We start from the raw sequence: 26,302 nt of genomic DNA on the forward strand, positions 1-26,302 counted from the left end.
CCGCAAACGCCGATCCACTCGCGGCAGCCGCCGCTACTCCAAACGCCAATCCCAGAAACCGGCGGCCAAACCGGCGGCCATCAAGGCCATTCGACATCTTCATGCCGCTCGCGCTCCTTGTCATAAACCCGCACCAGCACCTGGCGGCCATCGATACGGGCCCAACAAGCGCGTTACGTACCGGCCGTTTTCTTAAAGGAGTATATTTTAAGATGCAAGCGCCGTTCATGCTGCTCTGCGGCAATGACGAAAGTCGTTCCTTTACGATGATCAATTGCATCTCCGCGGACGCAACAAGCGTCTCGTCCGGATTTTCAAGTCAATGCGTGAAGCTGTTGCGTTGATGAGCAGTCTAAGATTGGTTTCGGGCGCAATCAGCGACTGAAATCTTCTTACTCTTTCTTGACCATGTACCGAATTCCGCTCCTCGGCGATGACAATCATCAGCAAACACAGTCGCGGGAATGAAGCTCGCACAGATCCGCGCGGCGGAAAAAAGCAGTTTTGCGAAGGAGCGGCCCATTGTAGGGAGGGCCGTTTGCTGAAGCGCAAACACGCCGCCTATCGTGGCGTGACTTGAAGGCCTTAAGACCAGATTATCAGCACACTTCGCGCTCTTTCATTTTCATGCTGCGCGGATCGCATGCCTCCACTGCACATCCGACATCGCAATCCGTGATCGACAGCACAACCTGAATTCAGGCGGCAGTGTTCCCTATCTCACATGCGCAAGCCGGTACGGAGACGAATTGAGGTCGCAACGACACACATTTTCTTGGCGAAGCGCCCGTCACTGGACGGCGTCATTGACGCTCACGGGAGGCATTCGGCAGAATAGCCGAAACTCGAGCTACGGTCCGCGCTCCGAGCGGCAAGAAAGCATGCCGGGACAATATCGCAGACTCAATCATCACGCACCCGGCAGTCCCACATGACGATTTGCATGCAATCAATAGGTACGGTGCGCAGCCCGTACAGAAACAAGGACACGCGAATTTCCCGCCGTGACATTGTCGCCGAGATCGTAGTGCGCGAGGATCTCGAGCGCACCCTGACCGGCATCGAGGACTGGTCCCATTTGTTTATCTTGTTTTGGATGGATCAGTTCACCTGGACGCCCGAGCAACTCACAGTCCATCCACGGCATCGCGAAGATTTGCCGGAAGTCGGTGTGTTCAGCGCCCGTGGTCGAGAGCGGCCCAATCCGATCGGACTCGCCGTCGTCGAATTGCTGAAACGCGACGAAAACGTTCTGACCGTGAAAGCGCTGGACGCCTATGACGGCACCCCTGTCCTCGATATCAAACCCTACGATGCCTATGACGCCGTCACCGGGCTCCGGGCTCCGGAATGGTGGTTGATGGCAACGGGCCGTTTGAAACCGTAACAGCCGCTTCGGTCGGCGCGTCAGCCTACGCCGACGACCCGTCGCTTCGCACATCCGACGCTTACACCATCAACGCGAGGGCCGGCGCGTCGGCGCGGACTGCCGCCATTGCCGCGACAGGCTTATCAGCCGATCGCGCGAAATCGTTCCGCCGTGATAGACGGCGCGCGACACCGCGCCCGCACCCAGCACCGCATCTCCGAATTCGTGCCGCCGCAGGAACGGATGATGCGGCAGATAGGTTCGGACCATTTCCCTGTATTTTTTCATCTCAGAGGGAGGCAACCTGACACGGCCGGCGCCCTCGAGCGGCTTCGACTCGATGTACTGCGCAAGCAGCGACAACTGCTCCTCGACATCATAAACCGCGTTTGGCAGCGCGCACTCGCATTGGTCGCTCAGCCGATCCCGCAACTTATCCTGTTCGCGACCCAGTATTTCGTACAAAACCGCCTCGACCATTCCCCAGGCTTCGCGGCCGCCGTTTGCGCTGAGGTTCCTGGCGACGTTTGCGAAATCATCGATCACGGCCAGGATAGATCCTACCGCCGCAAGAACCGGAGCGTATCCGGCGAACACTTTGCCTCGTTCGTTCTGCCACAGCTCTCCTGCCGGCAGCCCCAGCGCTGCTTCGATTGCGTCAAAATAAACAGTGATAAAATCCTGCGCTTGTTCCGGGTGCTGCAGATAGTGCGAACCGGGCCTTGCGGCTGATGCGGCATAGGCGTGGATCAGTTGGCGCGCTCCCTCCTTGTCGAAAAACTCGACGTTCGCCGTGACGTGCGTAATCGCGTGCGCGGCGAGTTGCTGCCGGGCCAATTCGATCGACTCGAACCGCCCCAGCAAGACCAGCTTGGGTCGCGAGGTAACGCGTCGGTCGCTCTGCAGGAGTTCGACGATGGATGCGAGAAACTGCTCGATTCCCGCTTCGCCCGACAGCAGCCTTCCTTCATCGATAGCGTCCACAATGAGTGGAATCTTCCCCTCGTGAAATGCGGCGAGCGGATCGCTTTTGTCGGCGGCTTCCAGACCAGCCATTATTGCCCGCAGAGAGCCGGCCGAAACGGAAACCTTGGCCAGGTCGAGGATCGGTGCCTTGAGCGTCGCGGACAGTTGCCTTGCCAATGTGCTCTTGCCGATCGCTGCGGAGGCCTCGATGAAAACGATCTCCTTCTCCAAGGCAGACGGGTCGCCCTCCTCGATTTCCAGCCTGGGTGCCACGAACGGCGTGGGCGCCTCCCCGACGACGAGGCATCCGGCTTCACCGGACTTCGGGAAATGGATGGGGCGATTCAACACGCGAACGAGTGAGCTTAGTGCAGTTTCCGGCATCAGATGACCTCTTCGAAGGCCGCACGTTTACAATCGCAAAACCTCGGGTTCAATGGATAAAGGCGTTGCAGCGACACACGTCAAACAGCCGGTCAACGGGACGGATGCGCAGATTCGAAGCGCGTTTTCCAAAAAGGCTTTGTCCATTCGCTTGCGAACGATGAAGCCGGCTATCTGCCTGCAGACGGGAGACCGACTGCATAACGGCTCGCGCACGGACGACGTGGCCCGATGTTGCACCGCAATGTACTTGACCAGCGGCTGCCATCGAGAATTCGTCGTTCTTGAAACCGAAGCCGCGGAGCGGCGCGGAACGGGCGATGGTCGTCAAATCGAATGTGTACGCCGGCAAAAATCCATGCCATAGGAAGCTATGCTAAAAGGTTGGAAAATCAGTTCCGTAAGACCCGGCAGAGGGGCCAGTGGTGCAATGCGCCACGAATTCATCCTTGTCGCCATCGCCGATCAGGCCGAGGCTCTGCGAGCCGTCAAGGAGTGCCTTCCTGACGCGGAAATCACGGTCGATTCCGAAGCCACTCCGGAGCTTTTGGCCGAATATCAGGTCATCGAAGGCGAAATGGTCGTTCTCGCCGATTGATCGCATTCGCGCGGAAGGCCCGTTTCCGTCAAACTGGTCTGGAGCGCCTATGGCGATGCGCGCGCTTCGACACGATCTTCACCATGATTGCGGACGGTGCCTGACGCGCAAGATCCGCGCGATCAGCAATGGCGAGGGCATATTTTCAGTCGACAGGGTCCGAATTTCTTCATAGCAACGGCTGCAGTTATCGTCAGTCGCGGCAGGCAAGGCATCGGGAAACCGGCTGGATTGACAACAACGAAATCCGGCGCTGATCGAACAGGTCCCCATGCACATCTGATCGCCCATGAACAGGCAGTAGCCGGAATGCTCGAGAGGCAGAGACAGCGGCCTTAAGGAGAGAATAACCAATGCGATATCGTACCAACCAGGGGCTGTTGATCGAGGCCGCCACATCGGCCGAAGCAATCACCCGTCTGCGCGAGTCAAGCTGGAACGAACAAAACCTCAGCGACCACGCCTATATGGAAGCGGTGGCCGATCGGATGTTCCAGGAAGGCATCCACCTCTCGACCATGAGTCCGGACATTTTCATCGCCGGGTTATTGGGCGCCGGGCTGCTGACGCGGGAGGCGGACGACACCCAGCCGGATGCGGCGAAGCAGGAAACAGAGCGATAACCAGGTCAGGCGGCTGCGACGCGGCGACAGCCGGTAAGTCCGACGCCGGGAGACGAGTCCTCGCGGCAATTGATGCAGAACGGCTGGACGCCTATATAGCTGGACCAGCGGAGAAACCAAATGACTGATAAAATCCCGGTCACCGTGCTGACCGGCTATCTCGGCGCCGGCAAGACCACCCTGCTCAATCGCATCCTTTCGGAGGAGCACGGCAGGAAATACGCCGTCATCGTCAACGAATTCGGCGAGATCGGCATCGATAACGATCTTGTCGTCGGCGCCGACGAGGAAGTGTTCGAGATGAACAACGGTTGCATCTGCTGCACCGTACGCGGCGATCTCATGCGCATTCTTGCCGACCTGATGAAAAAGAACGGCAAGTTCGACGCCATTATCGTGGAGACGACCGGGCTTGCTGATCCGGCACCGGTGGCACAGACCTTCTTCGTCGACGAGAACGTCGGAAGTAAAACCAAGCTCGACGCGGTCGTCACGGTCACCGACGCCAAGTGGCTCAACGACAGGCTCAAGGATGCTCCCGAAGCCAAGAACCAGATCGCCTTCGCCGATGTAATTCTGATCAACAAGACCGATCTGGTATCTGCAGCCGAACTCAGCGAGATCGAAGCGCGCATCCGCGGCATCAATCCTTACGCGAAGCTGCACAGGACCCAGCGGGCGCAGATCCCGCTCAACGAGATCCTGGAGCGCAATGCCTTCGACCTCGACCGCATTCTCGATTTCGAACCGGCTTTCCTCGAAACCAAGGATCACAGCCACGATCATGACCATGGCCACGATCATCACCACGATCACGGCGATGACCACCATCATGATCACGATCATGACCATCACGATCACAAGCACGAAGAACACAACGGCGGGCTCAAGCACTACCACGACGAGGAGATGCAATCGCTTTCGTTCCGGACCGACAAACCGCTGGACGCGGATAAATTTTTTGCCTGGATCGAGGATCTGGTGCAGGTCGAAGGTCCGAACATTTTGCGAAGCAAGGGCATCCTTGCTTTCAAGGATGAAGATCGGCGCTTCGTATTTCAGGGCGTGCATATGATTCTGGACGGCGACCATCAGCGCCCCTGGAAAGAGGACGAAAAGCGCGAAAGCCGCATGGTCTTCATCGGCCGCAACCTGCCGGAAGAGAAGATCGCTGAAGGATTCCAGAGCTGCATCGCCTGATGTGAGCGATTCCTCTAGCCTGCTGATATGGTGAACAAACGAGAGACTTACGGTTTCACAAAAACCGTAAGTCTCTCGGTTTTGGTTTGACGCATTTTTTTGCGCGAACCGGTATCCATCGTCGGGTCAGCCGAGGATATACTTGGCTCGAAATGGATTAGAAACGACAGGTCCCGGCATCGGCGACACAGCCAATCCGATCTCGCGTTCCAGGAAGATGCTCCATGGGAGCACGACGACCACACACGCCGCGCCATTTGAACAGCAATAAGAGCGGCCAAAGGCTCAGCTCAAAGAGCTAGACTAGATGAATCAGAAGCGTGGCTCTGTGATTTTGATCCGACGCGTTTTCTTCGCGCGAACCGGTATCAACTTCGCTTGAAACGCTCTAGCTGCAAAGCCTCGACAAGCTCTTCCTGCCACGACGAAGCTGCTGACCGCCTACGCAATCAGATCGCTCGAACAAGGTTGATTCAGAGTAGATGATGCGCTCGCCTTCGCGTGGCTCCGCGGAGATTCTGTTTGGCTGTCAGCCAATATCGGATTTCAGCATCTCGAACAGCGCTGGTCGCGGACCGCGGCCAATAAGCATTCTCAAGCTCGGCATTTCGCGGTCAGCCGCAGATGGGGCTGGCATGCTTACGGGTAGCCATCCCAGACGCTCCCCCTCTAATGTCTTGGGGGCCGACGCCGCACGAGTAACGGCGACCGGTGGAGACTGTCGCCGGAAGGACGATGGCGAAATGCCATCGACCTGCCATGCGACATTCTGAATTCTACGGCTCCTCTGAATTCTACGGCTCCTCAGAGGGCCGCGAGAAAATGATGAGCAAAAAGCCGACTACGGCCATCCCTGCGCCGTAATAGACCCATTCGGTATGCCTGACGAGGATGCTATCGGCGGGAAGGTTGTAAAACCGGAAGCCCTGTCCCATGAAGCCCAGTCCGGCGACCAGGGTAATAACCCCGACGATTCTCAATAGAGCGTGCATTCTAAGGCGTTTTCCCGGATGTTGATGTTATTGGATGAGGCCAAGCAGCGAGTTCACTATACTATGCGTCCTCGGGTTTCGCTTCAACTCCATTTGCGCGTTTCGCGATATCCCTCATCGACTATGCGGCAAGTCTGCATGAGAACGAAGCAACTTCCTCCGCTTTTCTATCGGCGACGTTGCTCGCATCAATGGCGCGACAACCCAATCAGATCGTTCCGCGCTGCAGCTTGCTTTTCGCAGCGCGGAAGATATCGATAATTGGAAGTCGCGTTTTATCCGGCTCGTCAGGCGATTGACGGAGAAATAGCAGGACGCGCCAAGACGCTTTCCGCTTTTCATCGAAAAGAAAATCGATTGATTTTGGTTTTGGGCGCGTTTCGACAGCCGGCTTTTCGCTTTGAGTCAAACCCCGCATACACACTGCGCTCGACCGCGCAATAGCCGAGATTGTATTGACCAATGGCCGAGCGCGCATCCTGTCAGTTCCGGGATCCGCAGGAGACGCCAGCATGACAGGGCAGCACCGCTTCTCCTCGGTTGCTGGACAAAACTGGCTTGGGACGTGCGTGCCGGCGCGCGACAGGCGATCAATACGACTTTCACTGATCGTTTGTGAAGTTTACCGCTCGGATCCTGCCGGGCCGCTTTCCGAGGGTGCTCAGGTTTGCATCCTAAAGCGTTTTTGCGCGAAGGATATTCTCAGCGCTTGACCCGAGGATAGATACCGGCTCGCGTGAAGGAATACGTCAAAACAACAATATGGAACTTAGCTTCTGATCAGAAACTAAAATGCACCAAGTTCATCGTCATATTCAGCAGACGTCTGGTTTTGATTGACGCATGTCACTTACGCAAAACGGATAGGCTTCTTCAGGCGAGTCAGAAGGGACGCCACATCCGAAAGAAACAAATTCCAGCGGCCAAAAACGCGTCGACCGCGGCCCGCGCTACCCTCGTTTCCGAGGTTGGCGCGTTTGACCGCGGTCGTCGACGAATAAGCAGCTTAGCCCAAGCTAAGCGGCAGAGGCAGACTTGGCCTTGACTTTGCCTTCCGGCTTTTGCGCGGGAAGCGTCTTCACAGTCGGCACACCGTCCTGGAAGCTTACCTCGGTGCCAATACCGGCAGCCAATTCAGCTTCAAGAATAGAGGGCTGCTTGGGAGCAGTGAACCGCTGGAACGATTCGGCAAGCGCCATTGAAAGATCAATAGCCGTGCCACGGAACGTGTCCCACAACATTACCGCGCCCTGGCTCGGCACGAACATTCCCTGCTTGCTCGAACTGCGGTTCAGAGCGAGACGCGAATCGCGAGCGCGCCGATGTCCGGCATGCGCATGATCGTGCTCGTCATCCTGCGGAGCATTGGCGGGCAACTGCAGCACCGTGGCGGTCTGACCACTTACGAGCTGCGTAATCTTCAAAACTTGCCCGTTCGGAAATTCCAGCGCGTCATGCTGAACGTGCGGATTGTCCACGTCTACCTTCCGGAAGCTCGCGACCTTGTGATCGACACGAGCCTTGCCCGAGAACTTTATGCCAAGAAAGCTGCGGGGGCATTCGTACTGAACGTTCTCGTCAAAGGCGAGTTCCGTTCCAGGAAGCAAGCAGACCGCCAACTCTGGCGGGCTGTCATGAATCACAAGCTTGGGGCCGAGCTCGCCTACGGCGGCAAAACCGCGCACGTTTGATTTTGCAAGCTCCATCGTAACCAGCTTATCGGCGACCTTGGCAGGCCGCGACGCTACGTGATGCAGACTGTAGTCGCACATGAAGGGCTCCTCTGGTTGGGACTACGCACTCCCCACATCAATAACAATACCCGCGATGCGAACTCGTTCCGCCGATTTCTCACTCATGAAAGGCGGTTGCGTATCTTAGTCCAACGATCCAACCATGCTAAATTGGTGTAGTCAGAATCTACCACGGCAACAACGATCGCGTCAACTCCATTCCGTGCGGCAGCCTGGGGACGAGAGCGGCAATTCGCCCCGAAAACGGGCCAAAATTCGCCACATGCGAGCGGAACGCGCTTCGGAAAACCATATCCCGCTAGAATTACTCAAACCGGAGTTCTGGCTTATCTTGAGACTTCGCGACCTCTACGGGAACTTACCTCATCCACCCGCGAATATCACGAGGTCAAATCCGGAATCATGCCATGCCACTTCGGTCGCACCCCGCCGGTCTGATACCAGGCGTTCTTCTGTTGACGCTTGGAGAAGACCTGTAACTGCGCTATGTAGAGCAATACGCTGCCTAAACCGAAGGCTGCATTGGCGAACGCTTTGACGACGTTCGAGCGGAAGACAAATCAGAATCCGCACTCTCCAGACCACACGGGCCGACCAGAGTGCAGCCCGTTCGCCAAAGCGCAGGAGTATTTGGTATGACCGACGAGGCGAATCTAGCTGGAACCGAAAGCGTTTCCTCGGATGGCGCGGACGCCGCCGACGCGACGGATTCGTCATCGAATGTCCCGGCGGATGAAATGGCGCGCATGGGAGAGGATATCGTCGGCGCGCTCAAGACGGTCTATGATCCGGAAATTCCGGCCGACCTCTACGAACTTGGGCTGATTTACAAAATCGTGATCGACGACGACCGCACCGTCAATATCGAGATGACGCTGACGTCACCAAATTGCCCATCGGCGGCGGAACTGCCTGGCCAGATAGAGAACGCGGTCAAAAGCGTATCGGGCGTGCAAGGCGCCAAGGTGGCGATCGTATGGGAGCCGGCGTGGGATCCCAGCCGCATGTCCGACGAAGCGCGCACCGTGCTCAACATGTGGTGATGGTCAAGACCATCACCCGCTCACATCATTCAATCACGCGGGCGGTCGGCGGTCGGCGGTCGGCGGTCGGCGGTCGGCGGTCGGCGGTCGGCACAGAGATTGAGACGGAAACGCCCCGATTGCAAGTCACGGCGGGTGACCCAGCCGCGCGTTCAACGATTGCCGCTCGTCCTACCCGGCGTCAGCCTGCGAAGATCTCTGGGAGCCGACCAACACATCTGCTGGCGGATGCTGGCGGAACGAGGTCGCTCGGCAGAGGCGGCCCTGATTGAGTAGACTGGTTCTTTTAGAGATTAGCTTATCTCTTGCTTGCAGTGCAGCAAAAGCAGGCGGGCAACTTCGCGCGCTAACATGGTCACAGAAGCGTCTATCCGGATGGCAGGCCATTCGGCGGGTCATATGGACAGTTGTGGGCACGCCGGCACGCCTGCCGGGCGAGTGCCACTCCGGAACAGTGCGATGAGATGTTGGCAGGGCTCCGACGATAGCACCGCTGAAATGCAGCCCGAAGCGGGAACCTACCAGACGCGGCTATTCACGAAGCAGTTCGACCGCACGTCGCGAATTCGCACAAGCAACGCATTCGCGGTAAGTGGCTCGCGCGGTGAACGGCTTGGCCGCCGCTCTGGCTCTTAGCCGAGCCTGAACCGCTGTGCCCCATGGGGCGAACGCGAGCGGAAACTCGCGAACGCCATGGGTCGTGACACAATCAAATGCAGCGAGCCGCTCTTGCTGCAGGCATCGGCCTCCTTTCGGAGACCTATGCCCTTTCTTTACTTCGGCAGCGGCGCCGGGCTCTTCGAGAGCGTATTGAGATAAGCGACCAGGTCGGCGCGCTTGGTCTCGCTCTTCAAGCCGGCGAAGCTCATCGACGTGCCCTTAACATAGGCGCGCGGATCTTCGATCCACTTGTCGAGTTCGGCAAACGTCCAATTACCACCCTTGGCTTTCAAGGCGGCGGAGTAGTTGAAGCCCGGCACTGAAGCTACCGGCCGATTGACCACGCCGTAGAGATCAGGACCGATCTTGGGCCCCTTGCCTTCCTCGGTGTTGTGGCAGATCTGGCACTGCTTGACGAGCCCGGCACCACGCTCGGCGGAAGCGCTGGCAAGCAGCTTATTGAACGCCGCCGGATCAGCGGCGGCGGCTACCGGCGCAGCGGCGGCTGCCTTTGCGTCCGCTTTATGGGCAGCCTCAGCGTGCGGTTTCTCCGGCCCGCTGAACGACTCGTCGATGATGCGGACCGTTTGAACAAACAACAACGTTCCCAGCAGCGCGCCGAGAATGGCGTTGGTCCGGTTTGAATGCACTGTATCACTCCCAGAGGTCATTACTGAAGTACTCCCAGCGGTAGAGGAGCCAAAGAAACCCGGGAATACCCCGGACGAACTGTAAGGATCGATGGCGGCGGCACCCCCCAGATCATCGATCTTGGAACAGCCCCACTATAGCCCGTTTTGCGTGCCTAAGGGGAGCGGCGGGCACACCCATATCAAATAGATGTTTGTCGTGCAACGGTTCAACCCGGCAACTGACGCGCCGGATTTTGCACTGCGAATGCGATCTTTCATAGTGCAGCGCACTGCGCCGCATATGGTGAACACAGCACCTCAAGGATGAGGTCACAGCCAGGGCGCGACCGCATCCATCGCAATGAGTTGCTCGACCTCGATGCGCGGGCGGACCACCGCATACTGATCGTCCTTGACAAGCACTTCGGGGATCAACGCGCGGGTATTGTAGGTCCCCGATTGCACCGCGCCGTAAGCGCCAGCGGTCATGATCGCAAAAAGATCGCCGGCTTGCGGCTCCGGCAGATTGCGCTCGAGCGCCAGGAAATCTCCGGTCTCGCAGACCGGACCGACGACGTCGGCAACCATAACCGCAGCGTCTTTCGGCGCCGCACGCACAGGCATGATCTGGTGATAGGCTTCATACAATGTCGGACGGATCAGGTCGTTCATGGCGGCGTCGATGATGACGAAATTCCGCGCGCCACCGCGTTTCACGTAGATCACGCGGGTCACCAGAATGCCGGCATTGCCGACGATCATGCGGCCCGGCTCGAACACCAGTGTGCAGCCGAGATCGCGCGTCACGCGCCTGACCATGTCGGCATAGGCGCGCGGCTCGGGCGGCGCGGCACGGTCCTCGTAATAGGGGATGCCGAGACCACCGCCGAAATCGACGTGGCTGATCGTGTGGCCGTCGGCGCGCAACGCAACGACAAAATCCACGAGCAGCTGGAAGGCAGCCTCCATCGGGCCAAGGTCGGTGATCTGGCTGCCGATATGCATATCGACGCCGGTGATTGCGATGCCCGGCAGCTTTGCCGCGCGGGCATAGACCGCGCGCGCCTGGGCGATCGGAATGCCGAACTTGTTCTCCGACTTGCCGGTCGTAATCTTGGCATGCGTGCCGGAGTCGACGTCGGGATTGACGCGCAGCGAGATGCGCGCCGTACGCCCGGTTTCGGACGCAAGCCGGGACAGAAGTTCGAGTTCAGGCTCGGATTCCACGTTGATGCAGAGAACGTGTGCATCGAGCGCCGCGCGTAATTCTGCCTCGGTCTTGCCGACGCCCGAGAACAAGATCTTGCCCGGCGGAATTCCTGCCGCCAGCGCGCGCTTGAGTTCGCCGCCGGACACCACATCCGCCCCTGCCCCGAGTTTCGCCAGCGTCCGCAGCACCGACTGATTGGAGTTGGCCTTCATGGCATAGCAGATCAAGTGGTCGACGCTCGCGAAGGCGTCGGCAAACACGCGGTAGTGCCGTTCCAGCGTCGCGGTCGAATAACAATAGAACGGCGTGCCGACCACGTCAGCCAACGTCGACAGGTTGACGCTCTCGGCGTGCAGCACGCCGTCGCGGTAATCAAAGTGGCGCATGGACCTGGTGTTCCGAATCCGAAGTTCGCCTCACGATGCAGCACCTTCCGTAGCGAACTTCGGATTCGAAAGGACACTCAAGCATGATCCCGAAAAGTGGGAACCGGTTTCCGGAAAAGATCATGCTCAAATAAAAAGATAAAGTGACGGGTCCAGGTCAACGCAGTTGAGACAGACTCCAGCGAATTTATATTTCGAGTGGTTTGGGTTCAGAAGTTCGTTTGAAGGAGACACGGGGATGATGAAGCAAACTTCTGAACCACCACACTAGAGCGTTTGAAGCGAAGTGGAAACCGGTGGTGTGAAGAAACGCGTCACATCAAGAGCATGCAGCCCCGCTACTGATTCCATCAGAAGCGGAAAGGAAGTGCCTCAGTGGCTATCGAGCAGCGGATCGAGGATGAAGGATTTCCTGGCGCCCTTGGAAGCCGCCGGACCATTGTTCATGCCGTAGGAAGGATCGAACAGGCTGCCCTTGGCGGCCGCCTCGCGCGCGCTGTCATCGGCCGCCGCCGTGGCACGCGACTGCTCCGACGCCGTCGGCGGCAGATCGAGGCCGCCCTTGCGCCCGCAACCGGCCAGCGCCAGCGTTGCTGTCGTCAGGAAAATCAGCGCCCATCTCGTGGACACCGAGGTTGAAGTGCTGTTCACGGCGATATCCCCAATCGGCGGCACCATACAAAGAATGCCCGGCTCTGGCGAGACCCGGAAGTCCGGAAAATTCGAACGAATATTTCGGATCAGCCTGATTTTCGCTCTTTTTCCAGCCGCTTGAGCCAGGCCTTTGCCTGCGTGCTGACGTTTTTCGGCGCGGTCCCGCCGAAGCTCGTGCGGCTTTTCACCGACGCTTCGACGGACAGCATCGCAAGCGCATCGCGCGTGATGCGCGGCTCGACTGCCTGCATCGCGGACAGCGGCAACTCATGCAGCGCCAGTCCCTGCTTCGAGGCGGCCGCGACGATGCGTCCGGTGACATGATGCGCATCGCGGAACGGCATCTTCAGGGTCCGAACCAGCCAGTCAGCGAGATCCGTCGCGGTGGCATAGCCATCACCGGCGGCGGTTTTCATCCGCGCCTCGTCCGGCACGAGGTCGGCAACCATGCCGGTCATGGCGCGGATCGCGAGCGAAAGCGCGCCGAATGCTTCCATCGCGCCCTGCTTGTCCTCCTGCATGTCCTTTTGATAGGCGAGCGGCAGTCCCTTCATCACGATCAGCAGCGCCGTGAGCGCCCCGACGATACGGCCGGTCTTGGCGCGCACCAGTTCGGCGGCGTCCGGATTGCGCTTCTGCGGCATGATCGAGGAGCCCGTGGTGAACTTGTCCGACAGTCGAACGAGGCCGACCAGCGGCGAGGTCCAGATCACGATCTCCTCTGCGAAGCGCGACAGATGCGTCGATGCGATCGCCGCAGCCGAGAGCGTCTCCAGCACGAAATCGCGATCGGACACCGCATCGAGCGAATTCGCCATCGGGCGATCGAAACCGAGTCCCTTCGCGGTGGCGCCGCGATCGATCGGAAAGGATGTGCCGGCCAGCGCCGCCGCACCGAGCGGGCTCTCGTTCAGGCGTTTGCGCGCATCCGCAAAGCGGCCGCGGTCGCGCGCCGCCATCTCAACATAGGCCATCAGGTGATGGCCGAAGGTCACCGGCTGCGCGGTCTGCAAATGCGTGAAACCCGGCATCACCGTTCCGGCATGCTCCAGCGCACGCGTCGCCAGAACATGCTGAAAGGCCGCGAGCGCCGCGTCGGTCTCGTCGATGACATCGCGGACGTAGAGACGGAAATCGGTCGCAACCTGATCGTTGCGCGAGCGGGCCGTGTGCAACCGTCCGGCGGCGGCGCCGATCAATTCTGCGAGCCGGCTCTCGACATTCATGTGAATGTCCTCAAGAGCCCGCTTGAAGTCAAAAGAGCCCTTGCGAATCTCTGACAAAATCGTGTCTAGACCCCTGCCTATGTTTTTTGCATCATCCGCCGTGATGATGCCTTGAGCGGCAAGCATGGCAGCATGGACCTTGGACGCGGCGATGTCCTGGGCGTAAAGATGGCGATCAACGTCGATCGAGACGTTGATTTCTTCCATGATCGCGTCGGGACCCTCGCCGAACCGGCCGCCCCACATCTTGTTGCTCATGTTGTTCTCAATGCCCGCGCCGCTCATTTCATGCCTGCTGGACGACCGATCCAGCCGGTTCGTTCAAGCCGTTTGGATTCTCTCACCCTTTCACCGAAACGGTGACAGAATTCAGGTTCTTGATTTGGAGCGTTTTCTTCACGCGAACCGAAGCCCACTTTGCTGGAAAACGCTATAAAGCCGAAGCCTGCATACCCGCATCTTGTACAGGATGACAAACGATATGACTGGAACCACCCCGCCGTCCCGCCGCACCCAGAGCAGGCTCCCCGTCGGCCCGCTGGTCGCGGTCGCCCTCGTTGCCGGAGTCACGGCCACGCTTCTGGGAGCCGGGCACCTGAGATACGCAAGGTCCGCGGCGAGCGCTGGCATGCCGTGCAGCGCCTCCCTGGACCTGTCCAGAAAGCTCGCCCCCCGCGCCATCGGCGAAGTGGCCGCCCTGACGATGGCCTCAAAACCGCGCCAGATACCGGACCTGGCCTTCATGGACGGCGACGGTCAGCCCAAGAAGCTTTCGGACTGGAAGGGAAAAACCGTTCTCCTGAATCTGTGGGCGACCTGGTGCGTGCCCTGCCGCAAAGAGATGCCCGCGCTGGACAAGCTCGAAGGCAAGCTCGGCAGCGATAAATTCGCTGTCGTCGCCATCAACATCGACACCCGCGACGCCGACAAGCCGAAGGCGTTTCTGAGAGATGCCAACCTGACCCGTCTCGGCAATTTCCACGACGATAAAGCAGAAGTATTTCAGCAGCTTAAAGGAATAGGGCTGGCACTGGGCATGCCGACCTCGGTGCTGATCGACGGCCAGGGATGCGAAATCGGCAACATGTCCGGACCGGCGGAATGGGACAGCCCCGACGCGATCGAACTGATACAGGCGTCGTTGGCGCACTGAGCGCGGGCGCTACCGTCGAACGCGTCGCTCTCACGTTTTCGAGCGCAGCATGTCCTCGGGCCTAGTCCGGGGGTGGATCTCGGATCGCGTCAAGAAACGCGCAAACGAAGCCATCAGGATCAGCGCCGAAAAGCTACGGTTGTTCACCCTCGGCCAAATGCCGGGACTAACCACGCACACCCGCTAGAGCAAGCGAAACGCGATCACAAAACCAAGGACGATAACGGCGGCACCCAGCGCCACCCACAGGCCGAGCCGCTTCTCGATCTCGTGCCGGATGACGTCGCCATAACGATTGAGCAGAACCGCAACGATAAAGAAGCGGCCGCCCCGGGCAACGATCGAACACAGGATAAACAGCCAGAGATTATACCCGGCGAAACCCGAGGTGATGGTGACGAGCTTGTAGGGGATCGGCGTCAGGCCCTTGCCGATGATGATCCAGGCTCCCCATTGCGCATACGACTCGCGGAAGGACTCTACCTTGTCGCCCAGGCCATAGAGCTGAATGAGCCACTGCCCCAGCGAGTCGTAAAGCAGCGCACCGATCGCATAGCCGAGCACGCCACCGGCAACCGAGGCGACGGTACAGAGCGTCGCGAACAGCCAGGCACGTTGCGGCCGCGCCAGCGACATCGGCAGCAACATGATGTCGGGCGGCACGGGAAAAAAAGAGCTTTCGGCAAAAGCCACGGCTCCGAGTATCCATAACGCGTGAGGCTTGTCGGCGGCGGCAATGCACCAGTCATAGGTCTGTCTCAGCATGGCGCGATCAACCACTGCGCGGTGGATTTGTCCATGGTTGGACTGAGGATTCAGCGGCGTTTGCGCAACCGATGGGCCTCGAGCGCGACAACCCGCTCCCTCGCCGACCTGGCGGAAGGCTTGAGCGGTTTAGCCGCGGTTTTCGGCAGCTTCTCGGCGATACCGAATAACCGCTCGCGGCGGTCGATCTCGGCCCACACGTCCTCCGGACGGATTCCGGCCGCGGCCCACAGCACGGCGAGATTATAGAACAGATCGGCGCTTTCGCGGATCACCGCATCCGGCTTGCCAGCGACCGCATCAATCGCAACTTCGACGGCCTCCTCCGCAACTTTCTTGGCCATCTTGGCGGGACCGCGCTGAAACAGCCGTGCGGTTCGCGAGGTGGCGGGATCGAAATCCCGCGCCGCGATCACCGCCTGATAAAGCCGCTCCAACGAATCACTCATACCGGCCACGCTAGCGGACACACATGGCCGCTATATTAACGCCGGGAATCAAACGACGCCGACCGCGATCGCAGCCGGCGCCGGTCATCATCTCTTAGTCTTAATAACTCCCGAAATCCTCAATAAGGGACGTAGTATCGGGGTCCGCCGTAATAATAGCCGCGGGGCGGGCCATAATATCTGGGGCCGTAATATCCCGGGCCGTAGTCATAATACGCATCGCGACGCGCCTGGCTCGCCGCGATGGCGCCGACGGTGCCCATGATGCCGGCGAATGCAGCCGCGGCGGCAGCGTCTCCGCCGCGCCGATAATGCCGATGGTGCCGGCGCGCGGCGCTGAAATCCGTTACTTCACTGGAGGATTGGGTCGCCGAGATTCCGCTGGAAACCGGCGCGGAGGACCCGGCGAAAGACGGGCCGGCCGCTGTCAGAGCGATCGCCGCAACCGTCGCAAAAACGACGCCTCGACCGCTCGATTTGAAGTTTCTGCGCGTCAACATCTGACTATCCCTCTGCTGATATTCTTGGCCGGTTGAGGCCACTCCGGAGTCAACTTCCCGATTCACATCGAGTTCCAGCGTCCAAATGCAAGTCTGACGGGCTGCGGCAAATCGCGCGGTCATCGCGTATTCAGATTATCTCTGCTAGGCTCTTTGCTCCGAAACCTGCGGGCGTTTGCGCAAACCTCCGCAATCCGGCCGATTGCCCCAACGCCCATGCAAGTCCGTTCCCTGCGTCCTTTCTGGTTTGTCCTGCTGATGCTCCTGGGCACGGTCGGTGTTGCGCGCTCCGGCATCGCGGATGACCGCGCCAAAGCCGCCGCACTCACCCAGATCGAGTTGTCGCTTGATCGCCCGATAGACGCAGCTGTCGCCCCCATCGTGCTGGCAACGACCCGAGGCCTGTTCCGCGCCGAAGGCCTGAATGTCACGACGACCGCCGCCAGCGACACGTCCGACGCCATCGCGCGCGTCGCGGTCGGAACAAGTCAACTGGGGCTAGCCGACATCAATGCACTGATCCGCTTTCGCGACGAGCCGGGCGCGCCGCCTGTCAAGGCGGTGTTCGTGCTGTTCGACAAGGCGGGCTATGCCTTCATCGCGCGCAAGAGCCGGGGCATCGACACGCTTGCCGATGTCGAGGGCAAGACGATCGGCGTCACCGACGGCGACTTGTCGATAAGGTTGTGGCCCGCTCTTGCCCGTCGAAACAAGTTGCCGCTCAAAACAGTGAAACTGGCTCAGGTCGGCCCCGCCGTTCGCGAACCGATGCTTTCGGCAGGCCAGCTCGACGCCATATCCGGCCTGTCATATCTGTCGGGGGTCGACCTGCGCAATCGCGGCATCCCGGCCGACGATCTCACGGTCCTGCGCTTTGCCGACTACGGCTGCGCCGCCTACGGCAAGGTTCTGATCGTCAATCCCGAGTTCGCCGCCGAGCAGCCGAAAGCAGTCAAGGCGTTCGTGCGTGCGGTGATTGCCGGCTTGCGGCTGACCGTCAAGGCGCCCGAACAGGCGGTCGACGATGTGCTCGCCCAGATGGATAGCGGATCGCGCGCGGTCGAGCTTGAGCGGCTGAACGCGGTGCTGAGCGACAACATTCTGACCAGCGAAGTCAAGCACAGCGGCATCGGGGCGATCGACCCGGTCCGGTTCGAGACGTCGCTCGACCAGATCGCCGAAGATTTCAAATTTCGCCATCGTCCGACGGCCGCTGATATTTTTGACGACAGTTTTCTGCCGCCAGCCGGCGACCGCAAGATCACGCAGGCCGAATAACGCCGGCCGAAGCCGCTATATCCCACCCCCCGATCCTGATTAGAATGCAGCGGTCTCTTCCCTCCGGCGCATCCCTCGTTCGCGTTGCCGGAGTGCCGCCACTGCAATCCGCCAGAGCATTGTCCGATGTCGATGGTCCGCCTTTATACGCGCGTTCTTGAAGCGCTCGGCAAGGAAGCGCGGCTTGGCTGGATGCTTGCCGCGGCCAATCTCCTTCTGGCCGGCGCGCAGTTCGCCGAACCGGTGCTGTTCGGCCGCATCGTCGACGTCCTGTCCGGCAATCCTGCCGCCGGCCCTTTCGGGACGACTTCGACGTCGCCATGGCCGCTGCTGGCGGTCTGGGTGGCGTTCGGCCTGTTCACCATCCTGTGCGGCGTGATCGTGGCCTTGCAGGCCGATCGGCTCTCGCATCGCCAGCGCCAGGCCGTGCTGACGGACTATTTCGAGCACATGCTGCAATTGCCGCTGAGCTATCATGCCGGCGCCCATTCCGGCCGGTTGATGAAGGTGATGCTGCAGGGCACCGACGCGCTGTGGCGGCTATGGCTCGGCTTCTTCCGCGAGCATTTTGCCGCGATCATGTCGCTGGTGGTGCTGTTGCCGCTGTCGCTTTATATCAACTGGCGGATGGCGATCGTCCTGTTCGCGCTCTGTATCGTGTTCACGATGCTGACGACGCTGGTGGTTCGCAGAACCTTCGACATGCAGAACGAGGTGGAGACGCATTTCAGCGATCTCTCCGCGCGCGCCTCCGACGCGCTCGGCAATGTCGCACTGGTGCAGAGCTTCGTGCGCGTCGATGCCGAGGTTCAGGGTCTGCGCTTCGTCGCCGACAAATTGCTGGCGGCGCAGATGCCGGTGCTGTCGTGGTGGGCCGTCGTCACCGTGATGACGCGCGCCTCGACCACGATCACCATCCTGGCGATCTTCGCCGTCGGCATCGCGCTGAACCAGCGGGGAATGACGTCGGTCGGCGAGATCGTGATGTTCGTCTCCTTCGCCACCATGCTGATCCAGCGACTCGAACAGGTCGTCTCCTTCATCAACAGCGTTTTCATGGAAGCGCCGCGACTCAAGGAGTTCTTCGCCGTGCTCGACGCCGTTCCGGCGGTGCGCGACCGTCCCGACGCCGTCGATCCCGGACGATTGCAGGGTCTGGTCGAATTCGACGACGTGTCGTTTTCCTATGACGGCAAGCGACCCGCGGTGGAGAACCTTTCCTTTGTCGCATTGCCCGGCCAGACCATTGCGCTGGTCGGCCCGACCGGCGCAGGCAAGTCCACTGCCGTCGCGCTGCTGCATCGCGCCTTCGATCCGCAATCCGGCGCCATCAAGATCGACGGCATGGATATTCGCCGCCTCACGCTCGCCGGGTTGCGCCGAAATATCGGCGTGGTGTTTCAGGAGCCGCTATTGTTCGACCGCTCGATCGCGGAAAACCTGCGCGTCGGCAAGCCGGATGCGTCCGAGCAGGAGATGCGACTCGCGGCCGAACGCGCCCAGGCGCTGGAGTTCATCGAACGCGGCGAGAAAAAATTCGACACTCATGCGGGAGAGCGCGGACGCATGCTGTCGGGCGGCGAGCGGCAGCGACTGTCGATCGCCCGCGCGCTGCTCAAGGATCCGCCGATCCTGATCCTCGACGAGGCGACCTCCGCGCTCGATGCGGTGACCGAGGCCAGGGTCAATGCCGCGCTCGACGAGGTGATGAAGGGCCGCACGACCTTCGTCATCGCGCATCGGCTGTCGACCATCCGCAATGCCACGCGTATTCTGGTTTTCGAGCACGGACGCGTGATCGAAAACGGTACCTTTGAAGAACTCGTCGCGAGTGGCGGCCATTTCGCCCAGCTCGCGAAAGCACAATTTATGATTCCGGATGGTTCCCCGACCGTCGAAATTCGGCCCCTTTCGTCGGGGAATTAGGCGGGGACCACTGTTCTGGCTCGGCAAGCCGGTATAGGTTGGAGCAGCCGCAATCGATAGCGCCGGACATGCTTGAAACCCAGCGCGTATTCCGCAAAAGTGGATACCGGTTTTGCGATCAGGATACGCGCAGTCACTCAATGAGAGCATTTTCTTACGGCTAACCACGCCACTTAGCCGGAAAATGCTCGAAGCTGGCCTCCTTGCCAAAGGCGGATCTCAAAGGACCGGAACGACCGTGCATTTTCTCATCGTCCTGCTTCGCAAATCCATCGCCCGAGCTCGCACATCGTTGCCGGTCTGGATGATGCTTGTGAGCGGATTGATCATCGCGGTCGCGCCGGTGCGCGCGGCGCACGCGACCGAAGCGCATCTCCTGATCGAAGCCGATACCGGAAAAGTGCTGGAGGCGGAGAACGCGACCTACCCCTGGTACCCGGCCTCCCTCACCAAGCTGATGACTGCCTATGTCACGCTGATGGCGGTCAAGCAGGGACGCATCACGCTCGATACGCTGTTCACGGTATCGCCGACCGCGGCCGCCCAGTCCCCTTCGAAGATGGGCTTCCGGCCTGGCACGCAGGTAACCGTCGACAACGCGCTGAAGATGATGCTGGTGAAGTCGGCGAACGACATGGCGGTGGTGCTGGCGGAAGGCGTCGGCGGTTCGATCGACGGTTTCTCGGCTGAAATGAACGCCACAGCGCAGCGGCTCGGCATGACCCAGACGAGCTACGTGAATCCGAACGGCCTGCCGGCAGATGGCCAGATCACGTCGGCACGCGATCTCGCCATTCTCGCTCGCGCGATCATTCACGATCTCCCGGAGTACGAATATTTCGTTCACATCCCCTCGATCCGCTACGGCCGCAAGGTGACGCAAAACTTCAACAAGCTGATCGGGCGCTTTCCTGGCGCCGACGGCTTCAAGACCGGCTTCATCTGTGCTTCCGGCTATAATCTGGTCGGCTCGGCCACGCAGAATGGCAAGCGCCTGATCGCGGTGGTGCTCGGCGCATCCTCCGGCACGATGCGTGCGGTGCGCGCTGCGCAGATGCTGGAGCGTGGCTTCGCCAACAATACGTTGTCGTGGCTGCGTCCCGCGCTCGGCACGGTCGACAATCTGGCGCCGATCGCGGCCACGCCTCCGAATCTGCGCGATGAGATGTGCGGCCCCAAGCGCAAGCATCCCGCCAGCGACGAGGACGACGATGTTGCGGCGAACACGACGACGACCGGAGCTGCCGTGATGTCGTTCTTGGCGACCGGCGTGCAGCCGCCGGCGTTGCGTCCGGCGGACATGATCGCTGCCGCACCTGCCCCGTCGGACCCGATCATCGTCTATACCGGACCGACACGGACCGGCGCGGCGATCGCCGCGGCCGCGGAAGCCGATGCGGCGCGTGACGCTCCGCCGAAAGCAACCAAGCGCAGCAAGATCGCTCACGGCAAGCGCGGCGGCTCATCTGCGGCCCAAACCGAAGCCAAATCCGAAACCAGGCCCGGAGCGAAGTCTGAAGCCAGCACCGATCCAAAATCCAGACACCGTGTCTCGGTGACGATCAAACCCGGCGCCGGCGCGAAGTCCTCCGCAGTCCAGGGCGACGGCGCCAAAGCCACGAATGCCAAGACGACCCACGCCAAGGATGGCCACGCCAAAAGTGCCCGCGCCAAGCAGGCCGCCGGCGGTGCCGCCACCAAGCCGAAGCCGGCGGAAAACGCCAAAAGCGAATCCGGGCAATAGTGCGCCGGCACAGTCGCTTGCCTTGGACAACCGCCTTGCTCAATACTCCCTGAATAGAACCTTCCTCGCTTGAATGCGGGAGACCCCGGGGAGTCGCATGGATCGCATCTGGCTCAGCCAATATCCCGCAGGCGTGCCTGCCGATATCGACACATCGCAGTACGCCTCGCTGATCGACTTGCTCGAGGAGAGCTTCGCCAAATTTCGCGATCGCAAGGCGTTCATCTGCATGGACAAGGCGATCACCTATCGCGAGCTTGACGAGGCGTCACTGGCGCTCGGCGCCTGGCTGCAAGGCAGGGGACTGAAAAAGGGCGCGCGCGTCGCGCTGATGATGCCGAACGTACTGCAATATCCGGTCTCGACCGTGGCCGTGCTGCGCGCCGGCTATACCGTGGTCAACGTCAACCCGCTCTACACGCCGCATGAACTCGAGCATCAGCTCAAGGATTCCGGCGCGGAAGCCATCGTCGTGCTGGAGAATTTCGCGCATACGGTGCAGCAGGCGATCGGCAGAACCGACATCCGGCATGTCATTGTCGGCAGCCTGGGCGACATGCTCGGCTTCAAGGGCGTGATCGTTAATTTCGTGGTTCGCCACATCAAGAAGATGGTGCCGCCGTCATCGATCCCGGGCGCGGTCAGGTTCAACGATGCCCTCGCCGCAGGACGCGGCATGACGCTGGCCAAACCGAACCTCGTGCCCGACGACGTCGCCTTCCTGCAATATACCGGCGGCACCACCGGGGTCTCGAAAGGCGCAACGCTGCTTCATCGCAATATTCTCGCCAACATGCTGCAGAATGACGCCTGGCTGCAGCCGGCACTGAAGAAGCCGCCGGTGGTCGATCAGCTTTTCATCGTCTGCGCGCTGCCGCTCTATCACATTTTCGCGCTGACGGCGTGCTTCATGCTCGCGATGCGCGCAGGCGGCGTCAATCTGCTGATTCCGAATCCGCGCGACGTGCCGGGCACGGTCAAGGAATTGATGAAGTATCAGATCAACTGCTTCCCGGCGGTGAACACGCTTTACAACGCTCTTCTCAACGCGCCCGGTTTCGACAAGGTCGATTTCTCGAAGCTCAAAGCCTCGATCGGCGGCGGCATGGCAGTCCAGAAGACCGTCGCGGAGAGGTGGCTGAAAGTAACGGGGTGCCCGCTGCTGGAAGGCTACGGGCTTTCGGAAACCTCGCCGACGCTGACATGCAATCCCGCCGACCGAGACAAGTTCACCGGCTCGATCGGCCTACCCATGCCCTCGACATACATCTCCATCCGCGACGACGAGGGCCGCGAGGTACCGCTCGGCGAGGCCGGCGAAATCTGTGCCAGGGGCCCGCAGGTGATGCCAGGATACTGGAACAGACCGGATGAGTCCGCGAAGGTGATGACGGCGGACGGCTTCTTCCGCACCGGCGACATCGGCGTGATGTCACCGGATGGCTACACGAAAATCGTCGACCGCAAGAAGGACATGATCCTGGTCTCCGGCTTCAACGTCTATCCGAACGAGGTCGAGGAGGTGATCGCGAGCCATCCGGGCGTGCTGGAATGCGCGGTGGTCGGCGTCAAGGACAGGAAGTCAGGCGAGGCGGTGAAGGCTTTCGTGGTCAGGAAGGATCCGAACCTCACGCCCGAGGACGTCATCAAGTTCGCGCGCACGGAACTGACGAGCTACAAGGTGCCAAGGCAGATCGAATTTCGCGACTCGCTGCCGAAAACCAATGTCGGCAAGATTCTCCGCCGCGAACTGCGCGAGGAGAGCGAGACAGCGGCATAGCGGATGCTGCTCGGCCGATTGATCCCGATCCAGTATTGAAGCGCCGTCCGCCTGCCGCGGGCGCACCGGAAGGCATTCGTGTGATAAACGTCGATAATCCGCCCGCGCCCCTCCCCCTGCCCGCCGATGTCCTCGCCTTCTGGCGCAAGGCCGGCATGGCTAAATGGTACACCAAGGACGAGGCGTTCGACGCCGAGGTGCGCCGCCGCTTTCTGAGGCTTTGGGAGGCGGCGCGCGCCGGCGAACTCGCCGCGTGGGAGACGACCGACGACGGCGCGCTGGCGCTCGTCATCGTGCTCGATCAGTTTCCGCGCAACATGTTCCGCGGCGACGCCAGGACCTTTTCGACCGACGATCCGGCGCTGGCCGTTGCCGCGCGCGCCATCACTCGCGGAGCCGATACGCGCATCGCGCCGGATCTCATCGAATTCCTTTATATGCCGTTCATGCATTCTGAGCGGCTTGCCGACCAGGACCGCTGCGTCGCGCTGTTTCGCAGCCGCGGCCGACCGGAAAATCTCAAATTCGCGGAAGTGCATGCCGACATCATCCGAAAGTTCGGCCGCTTCCCTCATCGCAATGCCTTGCTCGGACGCATGACGAGCGCGGAGGAACAGGCTTTTCTCGACGCGGGCGGGTTCGCCGGATAGCTGCTTTGTCTTGTCGCGCATTCTGCTTCGCCCGAAAATGCGTTAATGACGGTACGTTGAATGGCTGCCCGTTGCTGTTTCGCGTCCGCGTCATATTGTGCCGACGCCCGCCCCGTCACACCCGAGCTGAATTTCAAGGAGATACGACGATGACCATCAAAGTTGGCGACCGCCTGCCCGACGCGACGTTCCGCATCATGACCGAGGATGGGGTTCAGACCAAAACCACCGCCGAGATCTTCAAGGGCAAAAAGGTGGCCTTGTTCGCGGTGCCCGGCGCCTATACCGGAACCTGCCACAAGCAGCATCTTCCGAGCATTTTCTCAAGCGCCCGCGCCATCAAGGACAAGGGCGTGGATCAGATCGCCATCGTCTCCGTCAACGACGTCTTCGTCCTCAACGCGTGGAAGCGCGATACCGACCAGCGCAACGAGGCGGTGTTCCTCGCCGACGGCAACGCCGAGTTCGCCAAGGCGCTCGACATGACGTTCGATGGTTCGGAGAAAGGTCTCGGCATCCGATCGAAGCGCTATTCCATGCTGGTCGAGGACGGCGTGGTGAAGAAGCTGAATGTCGAGGACTCGCCCGGCAAGGTCGAGGTCTCCGGCGGCGACACGCTGCTGGGGCAGCTTTGATCCAATAAGCGACCACTTATTTTCTTCGTCATGGCTGGCATAGCCGTTTGAAGAACTGCGTCGCTTCGCTTGCCTATAGTCCCGGCCATCCACGTTTTCGTCGGGAATTGCCGTAAAGACGTGGATGCCCGGCACAAGGCCGGGCATGACGGCATTGTATGTAATTAGGCTCTATTATTTCCTCGCCCGCGGTGAGAGAGGGCAAGCTTACTTCAACCGCGCCTGGGACACGCCTTCGCGCGCGAGCTGATCGGCACGCTCGTTTTCCGCATGGCCGTCGTGCCCCTTGATCCAGTGCCAGCGCACCTCATGAGGCTTCAGCGCATCATCGAGCCGCTGCCATAAGTCGGCGTTCTTGACCGGTTTTTTATCCGCGGTGCGCCAGCCGTTGCGCTTCCAGTTATGGATCCAGCTGGTGATGCCTTGCCGAACATATTGGCTGTCGGTCGTGAGGTCGACCAGCGCCGGCCGCTTCAGCGCCTCAAGGGCGGAGATCGCCGCCAACAGCTCCATCCGGTTGTTGGTGGTGTGCGGCTCGCCGCCCTTCAATTCCTTCTCGATGTCGCCGAACCGCAGGATCGCGCCCCAGCCGCCGGGACCGGGATTTCCCGAGCACGCTCCGTCGGTGAAAATCGTGACATGAGGAAGCGTAGAGGAATTCACGCCACCGTCCCCGGCGCCAAGACGCCGTAGTCGCGAATGCTGCCAATACTTTGCTGGAAGCGCAGCTTGCGGACGTATTCGAGCGGGTTTTTCGGCTTCACCAGCGCGCCGGGGGGCACGTTGAGAAAATCGACCAGCCGCGTCAGCAGAAACCGCAGCGCGGCGCCGCGCGCCAGAAGCGGCAGCGCCGCCTGTTCGGCCTCGGACAGCGCGCGTTCGCGATTGTAGGCGCCGAGCAACGCCCGCGCCTTGGTAACGTTGAAGGAATGATCCGGCTCGAAACACCAGGCGTTGAGGCAGATCGCGACGTCGTAGGCGAAAAAGTCATTGCACGCGAAATAGAAATCGATCAGTCCCGACAGCCTCTCGCCAAGAAACAGAACGTTGTCCGGAAACAGGTCGGCATGGATAACACCGGCCGGCAGATTGTCCGGCCAGTGCTGTTCGAGATGATCGAGTTCGGCCTCGAGAAAATCGTGCAGACCGTGCTGCACCGTATCGATGCGCGGCGCGGCCTGGTCGAACAGCGGCCGCCAACCCCGCACCGACAGCGCGTTGACGCGTGTCATGGTAAAATCGCGGCCGGCAAGGTGTAGCTTCGCCAGCGCCTCGCCGGTGGCGGCGCAGTGGGTGACGGTCGGCTTGCGCGGCCACACCCCCTCGAGAAAATCGATGATGGCGGCAGGTCGTCCAGCGAGATGGCCGAGCGTTTCGCCGCCGCGCGTCTTGACCGGCTGCGGGCATACGATGCCGTGCATGGCGAGATGACCCATCAGGCCGAGAAAAAACGGCAGGTCACCGACCGCAACGCGCTTTTCATACAGCGTCAGGAAAAACGATCCGGCGGTGGTGTGCAGTAAATAGTTGGAGTTCTCGACGCCCTCGGCGATGCCCTTGTAGGACAGCACTTCTCCGATATCGTAGGCCTTCAGGAAATCCGCAAGCTCATCGGCGGCGACGTCGGTATAGACCGCCATCTGGTGTCCCCATTTCGGACTTCGCGTCTATAGCGTTTTCGAGCGAAGTGGATAGCGGTTCGCGTGAAGAAAACGCGTCAGTCAA

Annotated in this window: 25 protein-coding genes; 13 read left to right on the top strand and 12 right to left on the bottom strand. The window is 60.5% G+C overall.

Features of this window, described 5'->3' with window-relative positions:
- Together ACS3WB_RS14285 and tsaA are read left to right on the top strand one after the other, a co-directional pair.
- On the top strand, positions 1 to 344 hold a 344-nt coding region (locus tag ACS3WB_RS14285; RefSeq protein WP_438276159.1), incomplete at its 5' end, for a hypothetical protein.
- 599 nt (positions 345 to 943) lie between these two features.
- Positions 944 to 1,387, top strand: coding sequence for a tRNA (N6-threonylcarbamoyladenosine(37)-N6)-methyltransferase TrmO (gene tsaA, locus ACS3WB_RS14290; RefSeq protein ID WP_438276160.1), 444 nt, complete (start codon positions 944 to 946; stop codon positions 1,385 to 1,387).
- A 69-nt stretch (positions 1,388 to 1,456) separates the two neighbouring features.
- Here tsaA and ACS3WB_RS14295 read toward each other — a convergent pair whose 3' ends face one another.
- Complete coding sequence (locus ACS3WB_RS14295) at positions 1,457 to 2,608, bottom strand: hypothetical protein (protein ID WP_438276161.1); 1,152 nt, start codon at positions 2,606 to 2,608, stop codon at positions 1,457 to 1,459.
- Positions 2,609 to 3,149: 541 nt separating this feature from the next.
- Here ACS3WB_RS14295 and ACS3WB_RS14300 point away from each other — a divergent pair.
- The 3 genes from ACS3WB_RS14300 (at position 3,150) to ACS3WB_RS14310 (ending at position 5,140) form a co-directional block, all read left to right on the top strand.
- Positions 3,150 to 3,317, top strand: coding sequence for a hypothetical protein (locus tag ACS3WB_RS14300; RefSeq protein ID WP_438276162.1), 168 nt, complete (start codon positions 3,150 to 3,152; stop codon positions 3,315 to 3,317).
- 353 nt (positions 3,318 to 3,670) lie between these two features.
- Positions 3,671 to 3,940, top strand: coding sequence for a hypothetical protein (locus ACS3WB_RS14305; protein WP_438276163.1), 270 nt, complete (start codon positions 3,671 to 3,673; stop codon positions 3,938 to 3,940).
- 120 nt (positions 3,941 to 4,060) lie between these two features.
- Entirely contained in the window at positions 4,061 to 5,140 is a 1,080-nt protein-coding gene (locus ACS3WB_RS14310) for a CobW family GTP-binding protein (RefSeq protein WP_438276164.1), read from the top strand.
- 794 nt (positions 5,141 to 5,934) lie between these two features.
- On the opposite strand, the gene ACS3WB_RS14315 is transcribed toward ACS3WB_RS14310, so the two are convergent.
- Together ACS3WB_RS14315 and ACS3WB_RS14320 are read right to left on the bottom strand one after the other, a co-directional pair.
- Positions 5,935 to 6,132 (bottom strand): hypothetical protein, encoded by a 198-nt coding sequence (locus ACS3WB_RS14315; RefSeq protein ID WP_292617925.1) that lies wholly within the window; start codon positions 6,130 to 6,132, stop codon positions 5,935 to 5,937.
- A 1,016-nt stretch (positions 6,133 to 7,148) separates the two neighbouring features.
- Entirely contained in the window at positions 7,149 to 7,904 is a 756-nt protein-coding gene (locus tag ACS3WB_RS14320) for a hypothetical protein (RefSeq protein WP_438276165.1), read from the bottom strand.
- A 617-nt stretch (positions 7,905 to 8,521) separates the two neighbouring features.
- Here ACS3WB_RS14320 and ACS3WB_RS14325 point away from each other — a divergent pair.
- The gene (locus tag ACS3WB_RS14325) at positions 8,522 to 8,929 is read left to right on the top strand and encodes a DUF59 domain-containing protein (RefSeq protein ID WP_438276166.1); all 408 of its coding nucleotides are present in this window, start codon (positions 8,522 to 8,524) and stop codon (positions 8,927 to 8,929) included.
- A 773-nt stretch (positions 8,930 to 9,702) separates the two neighbouring features.
- On the opposite strand, the gene ACS3WB_RS14330 is transcribed toward ACS3WB_RS14325, so the two are convergent.
- The 4 genes from ACS3WB_RS14330 to argH form a co-directional block, all read right to left on the bottom strand.
- Positions 9,703 to 10,260, bottom strand: a complete 558-nt coding sequence (locus ACS3WB_RS14330; RefSeq protein WP_438276167.1) for a c-type cytochrome — start codon at positions 10,258 to 10,260, stop codon at positions 9,703 to 9,705.
- 291 nt (positions 10,261 to 10,551) lie between these two features.
- Entirely contained in the window at positions 10,552 to 11,817 is a 1,266-nt protein-coding gene (gene lysA / locus ACS3WB_RS14335) for a diaminopimelate decarboxylase (RefSeq protein WP_438276168.1), read from the bottom strand.
- Positions 11,818 to 12,189: 372 nt separating this feature from the next.
- Positions 12,190 to 12,495, bottom strand: coding sequence for an LPS translocon maturation chaperone LptM (gene lptM / locus ACS3WB_RS14340; protein WP_438276169.1), 306 nt, complete (start codon positions 12,493 to 12,495; stop codon positions 12,190 to 12,192).
- Between the two features lie 62 nt (positions 12,496 to 12,557).
- On the bottom strand, positions 12,558 to 13,955 hold the full coding sequence (argH, locus tag ACS3WB_RS14345) for an argininosuccinate lyase (protein WP_438276170.1): 1,398 nt from the start codon (positions 13,953 to 13,955) through the stop codon (positions 12,558 to 12,560).
- 223 nt (positions 13,956 to 14,178) lie between these two features.
- On the opposite strand from argH, the gene tlpA reads away from it, so the two are divergent.
- Positions 14,179 to 14,850 (top strand): thiol:disulfide interchange protein TlpA, encoded by a 672-nt coding sequence (gene tlpA, locus ACS3WB_RS14350; RefSeq protein WP_438276197.1) that lies wholly within the window; start codon positions 14,179 to 14,181, stop codon positions 14,848 to 14,850.
- Between the two features lie 183 nt (positions 14,851 to 15,033).
- On the opposite strand, the gene ACS3WB_RS14355 is transcribed toward tlpA, so the two are convergent.
- The 3 genes from ACS3WB_RS14355 to ACS3WB_RS14365 all read right to left on the bottom strand — a co-directional run bounded on the left by ACS3WB_RS14355 (position 15,034) and on the right by ACS3WB_RS14365 (position 16,564).
- Positions 15,034 to 15,615 (bottom strand): YqaA family protein, encoded by a 582-nt coding sequence (locus ACS3WB_RS14355; protein ID WP_438276171.1) that lies wholly within the window; start codon positions 15,613 to 15,615, stop codon positions 15,034 to 15,036.
- A gap of 50 nt (positions 15,616 to 15,665) precedes the next feature.
- Positions 15,666 to 16,064, bottom strand: a complete 399-nt coding sequence (hisE, locus tag ACS3WB_RS14360) for a phosphoribosyl-ATP diphosphatase (protein ID WP_438276172.1) — start codon at positions 16,062 to 16,064, stop codon at positions 15,666 to 15,668.
- Positions 16,065 to 16,183: 119 nt separating this feature from the next.
- Positions 16,184 to 16,564 (bottom strand): hypothetical protein, encoded by a 381-nt coding sequence (locus tag ACS3WB_RS14365; protein ID WP_438276173.1) that lies wholly within the window; start codon positions 16,562 to 16,564, stop codon positions 16,184 to 16,186.
- 216 nt (positions 16,565 to 16,780) lie between these two features.
- Between ACS3WB_RS14365 and ACS3WB_RS14370 the strand changes: the two genes are divergently transcribed.
- The 6 genes from ACS3WB_RS14370 to ACS3WB_RS14395 all read left to right on the top strand — a co-directional run bounded on the left by ACS3WB_RS14370 (position 16,781) and on the right by ACS3WB_RS14395 (position 24,577).
- Positions 16,781 to 17,842, top strand: a complete 1,062-nt coding sequence (locus ACS3WB_RS14370; protein ID WP_438276174.1) for an ABC transporter substrate-binding protein — start codon at positions 16,781 to 16,783, stop codon at positions 17,840 to 17,842.
- Between the two features lie 126 nt (positions 17,843 to 17,968).
- Positions 17,969 to 19,768, top strand: coding sequence for a glucan ABC transporter ATP-binding protein/ permease (locus ACS3WB_RS14375; RefSeq protein WP_438276175.1), 1,800 nt, complete (start codon positions 17,969 to 17,971; stop codon positions 19,766 to 19,768).
- A 307-nt stretch (positions 19,769 to 20,075) separates the two neighbouring features.
- Positions 20,076 to 21,512, top strand: coding sequence for a D-alanyl-D-alanine carboxypeptidase family protein (locus ACS3WB_RS14380; RefSeq protein WP_438276198.1), 1,437 nt, complete (start codon positions 20,076 to 20,078; stop codon positions 21,510 to 21,512).
- A gap of 97 nt (positions 21,513 to 21,609) precedes the next feature.
- Positions 21,610 to 23,292, top strand: coding sequence for a long-chain fatty acid--CoA ligase (locus ACS3WB_RS14385; RefSeq protein ID WP_438276176.1), 1,683 nt, complete (start codon positions 21,610 to 21,612; stop codon positions 23,290 to 23,292).
- An 80-nt stretch (positions 23,293 to 23,372) separates the two neighbouring features.
- Positions 23,373 to 23,942, top strand: coding sequence for a DUF924 family protein (locus tag ACS3WB_RS14390; protein ID WP_438276177.1), 570 nt, complete (start codon positions 23,373 to 23,375; stop codon positions 23,940 to 23,942).
- A gap of 149 nt (positions 23,943 to 24,091) precedes the next feature.
- Positions 24,092 to 24,577 carry a peroxiredoxin gene (locus ACS3WB_RS14395; protein ID WP_438276178.1) on the top strand — a complete coding sequence of 162 codons (486 nt, stop codon included), beginning with the start codon at positions 24,092 to 24,094 and terminating at the stop codon, positions 24,575 to 24,577.
- Positions 24,578 to 24,784: 207 nt separating this feature from the next.
- Here ACS3WB_RS14395 and rnhA read toward each other — a convergent pair whose 3' ends face one another.
- Positions 24,785 to 25,240 carry a ribonuclease HI gene (rnhA, locus tag ACS3WB_RS14400; RefSeq protein ID WP_438276179.1) on the bottom strand — a complete coding sequence of 152 codons (456 nt, stop codon included), beginning with the start codon at positions 25,238 to 25,240 and terminating at the stop codon, positions 24,785 to 24,787.
- Positions 25,237 to 26,217, bottom strand: a complete 981-nt coding sequence (locus ACS3WB_RS14405) for a homoserine kinase (protein WP_438276180.1) — start codon at positions 26,215 to 26,217, stop codon at positions 25,237 to 25,239. The genes rnhA and ACS3WB_RS14405 overlap by 4 nt, the downstream gene beginning before the upstream one ends.
- Positions 26,218 to 26,302 lie beyond the last annotated feature (85 nt).

Source organism: Nitrobacter sp. (assembly GCF_051535215.1).
Taxonomy (GTDB): domain Bacteria; phylum Pseudomonadota; class Alphaproteobacteria; order Rhizobiales; family Xanthobacteraceae; genus Nitrobacter.

Excerpts from the sequence above, each read along its gene's own strand:
- lysA (WP_438276168.1), bottom strand. The coding sequence starts at position 11,817 with ATGCGCCACTTTGATTACCGCGACGGCGTGCTGCACGCCGAGAGCGTC.
- ACS3WB_RS14305 (WP_438276163.1), top strand. The coding sequence starts at position 3,671 with ATGCGATATCGTACCAACCAGGGGCTGTTGATCGAGGCCGCCACATCG.
- tlpA (WP_438276197.1), top strand. The coding sequence starts at position 14,179 with ATGACTGGAACCACCCCGCCGTCCCGCCGCACCCAGAGCAGGCTCCCC.
- ACS3WB_RS14380 (WP_438276198.1), top strand. The coding sequence starts at position 20,076 with ATGCTTGTGAGCGGATTGATCATCGCGGTCGCGCCGGTGCGCGCGGCG.
- argH (WP_438276170.1), bottom strand. The coding sequence starts at position 13,955 with ATGAGCAACAAGATGTGGGGCGGCCGGTTCGGCGAGGGTCCCGACGCG.
- ACS3WB_RS14395 (WP_438276178.1), top strand. The coding sequence starts at position 24,092 with ATGACCATCAAAGTTGGCGACCGCCTGCCCGACGCGACGTTCCGCATC.
- ACS3WB_RS14385 (WP_438276176.1), top strand. The coding sequence starts at position 21,610 with ATGGATCGCATCTGGCTCAGCCAATATCCCGCAGGCGTGCCTGCCGAT.
- ACS3WB_RS14370 (WP_438276174.1), top strand. The coding sequence starts at position 16,781 with ATGCAAGTCCGTTCCCTGCGTCCTTTCTGGTTTGTCCTGCTGATGCTC.
- ACS3WB_RS14300 (WP_438276162.1), top strand. The coding sequence starts at position 3,150 with ATGCGCCACGAATTCATCCTTGTCGCCATCGCCGATCAGGCCGAGGCT.
- ACS3WB_RS14355 (WP_438276171.1), bottom strand. The coding sequence starts at position 15,615 with ATGCTGAGACAGACCTATGACTGGTGCATTGCCGCCGCCGACAAGCCT.
- ACS3WB_RS14315 (WP_292617925.1), bottom strand. The coding sequence starts at position 6,132 with ATGCACGCTCTATTGAGAATCGTCGGGGTTATTACCCTGGTCGCCGGA.
- ACS3WB_RS14405 (WP_438276180.1), bottom strand. The coding sequence starts at position 26,217 with ATGGCGGTCTATACCGACGTCGCCGCCGATGAGCTTGCGGATTTCCTG.
- ACS3WB_RS14325 (WP_438276166.1), top strand. The coding sequence starts at position 8,522 with ATGACCGACGAGGCGAATCTAGCTGGAACCGAAAGCGTTTCCTCGGAT.
- ACS3WB_RS14310 (WP_438276164.1), top strand. The coding sequence starts at position 4,061 with ATGACTGATAAAATCCCGGTCACCGTGCTGACCGGCTATCTCGGCGCC.
- hisE (WP_438276172.1), bottom strand. The coding sequence starts at position 16,064 with ATGAGTGATTCGTTGGAGCGGCTTTATCAGGCGGTGATCGCGGCGCGG.
- ACS3WB_RS14320 (WP_438276165.1), bottom strand. The coding sequence starts at position 7,904 with ATGTGCGACTACAGTCTGCATCACGTAGCGTCGCGGCCTGCCAAGGTC.
- ACS3WB_RS14365 (WP_438276173.1), bottom strand. The coding sequence starts at position 16,564 with ATGTTGACGCGCAGAAACTTCAAATCGAGCGGTCGAGGCGTCGTTTTT.
- lptM (WP_438276169.1), bottom strand. The coding sequence starts at position 12,495 with ATGGTGCCGCCGATTGGGGATATCGCCGTGAACAGCACTTCAACCTCG.
- ACS3WB_RS14375 (WP_438276175.1), top strand. The coding sequence starts at position 17,969 with ATGTCGATGGTCCGCCTTTATACGCGCGTTCTTGAAGCGCTCGGCAAG.
- ACS3WB_RS14330 (WP_438276167.1), bottom strand. The coding sequence starts at position 10,260 with ATGACCTCTGGGAGTGATACAGTGCATTCAAACCGGACCAACGCCATT.
- tsaA (WP_438276160.1), top strand. The coding sequence starts at position 944 with ATGCAATCAATAGGTACGGTGCGCAGCCCGTACAGAAACAAGGACACG.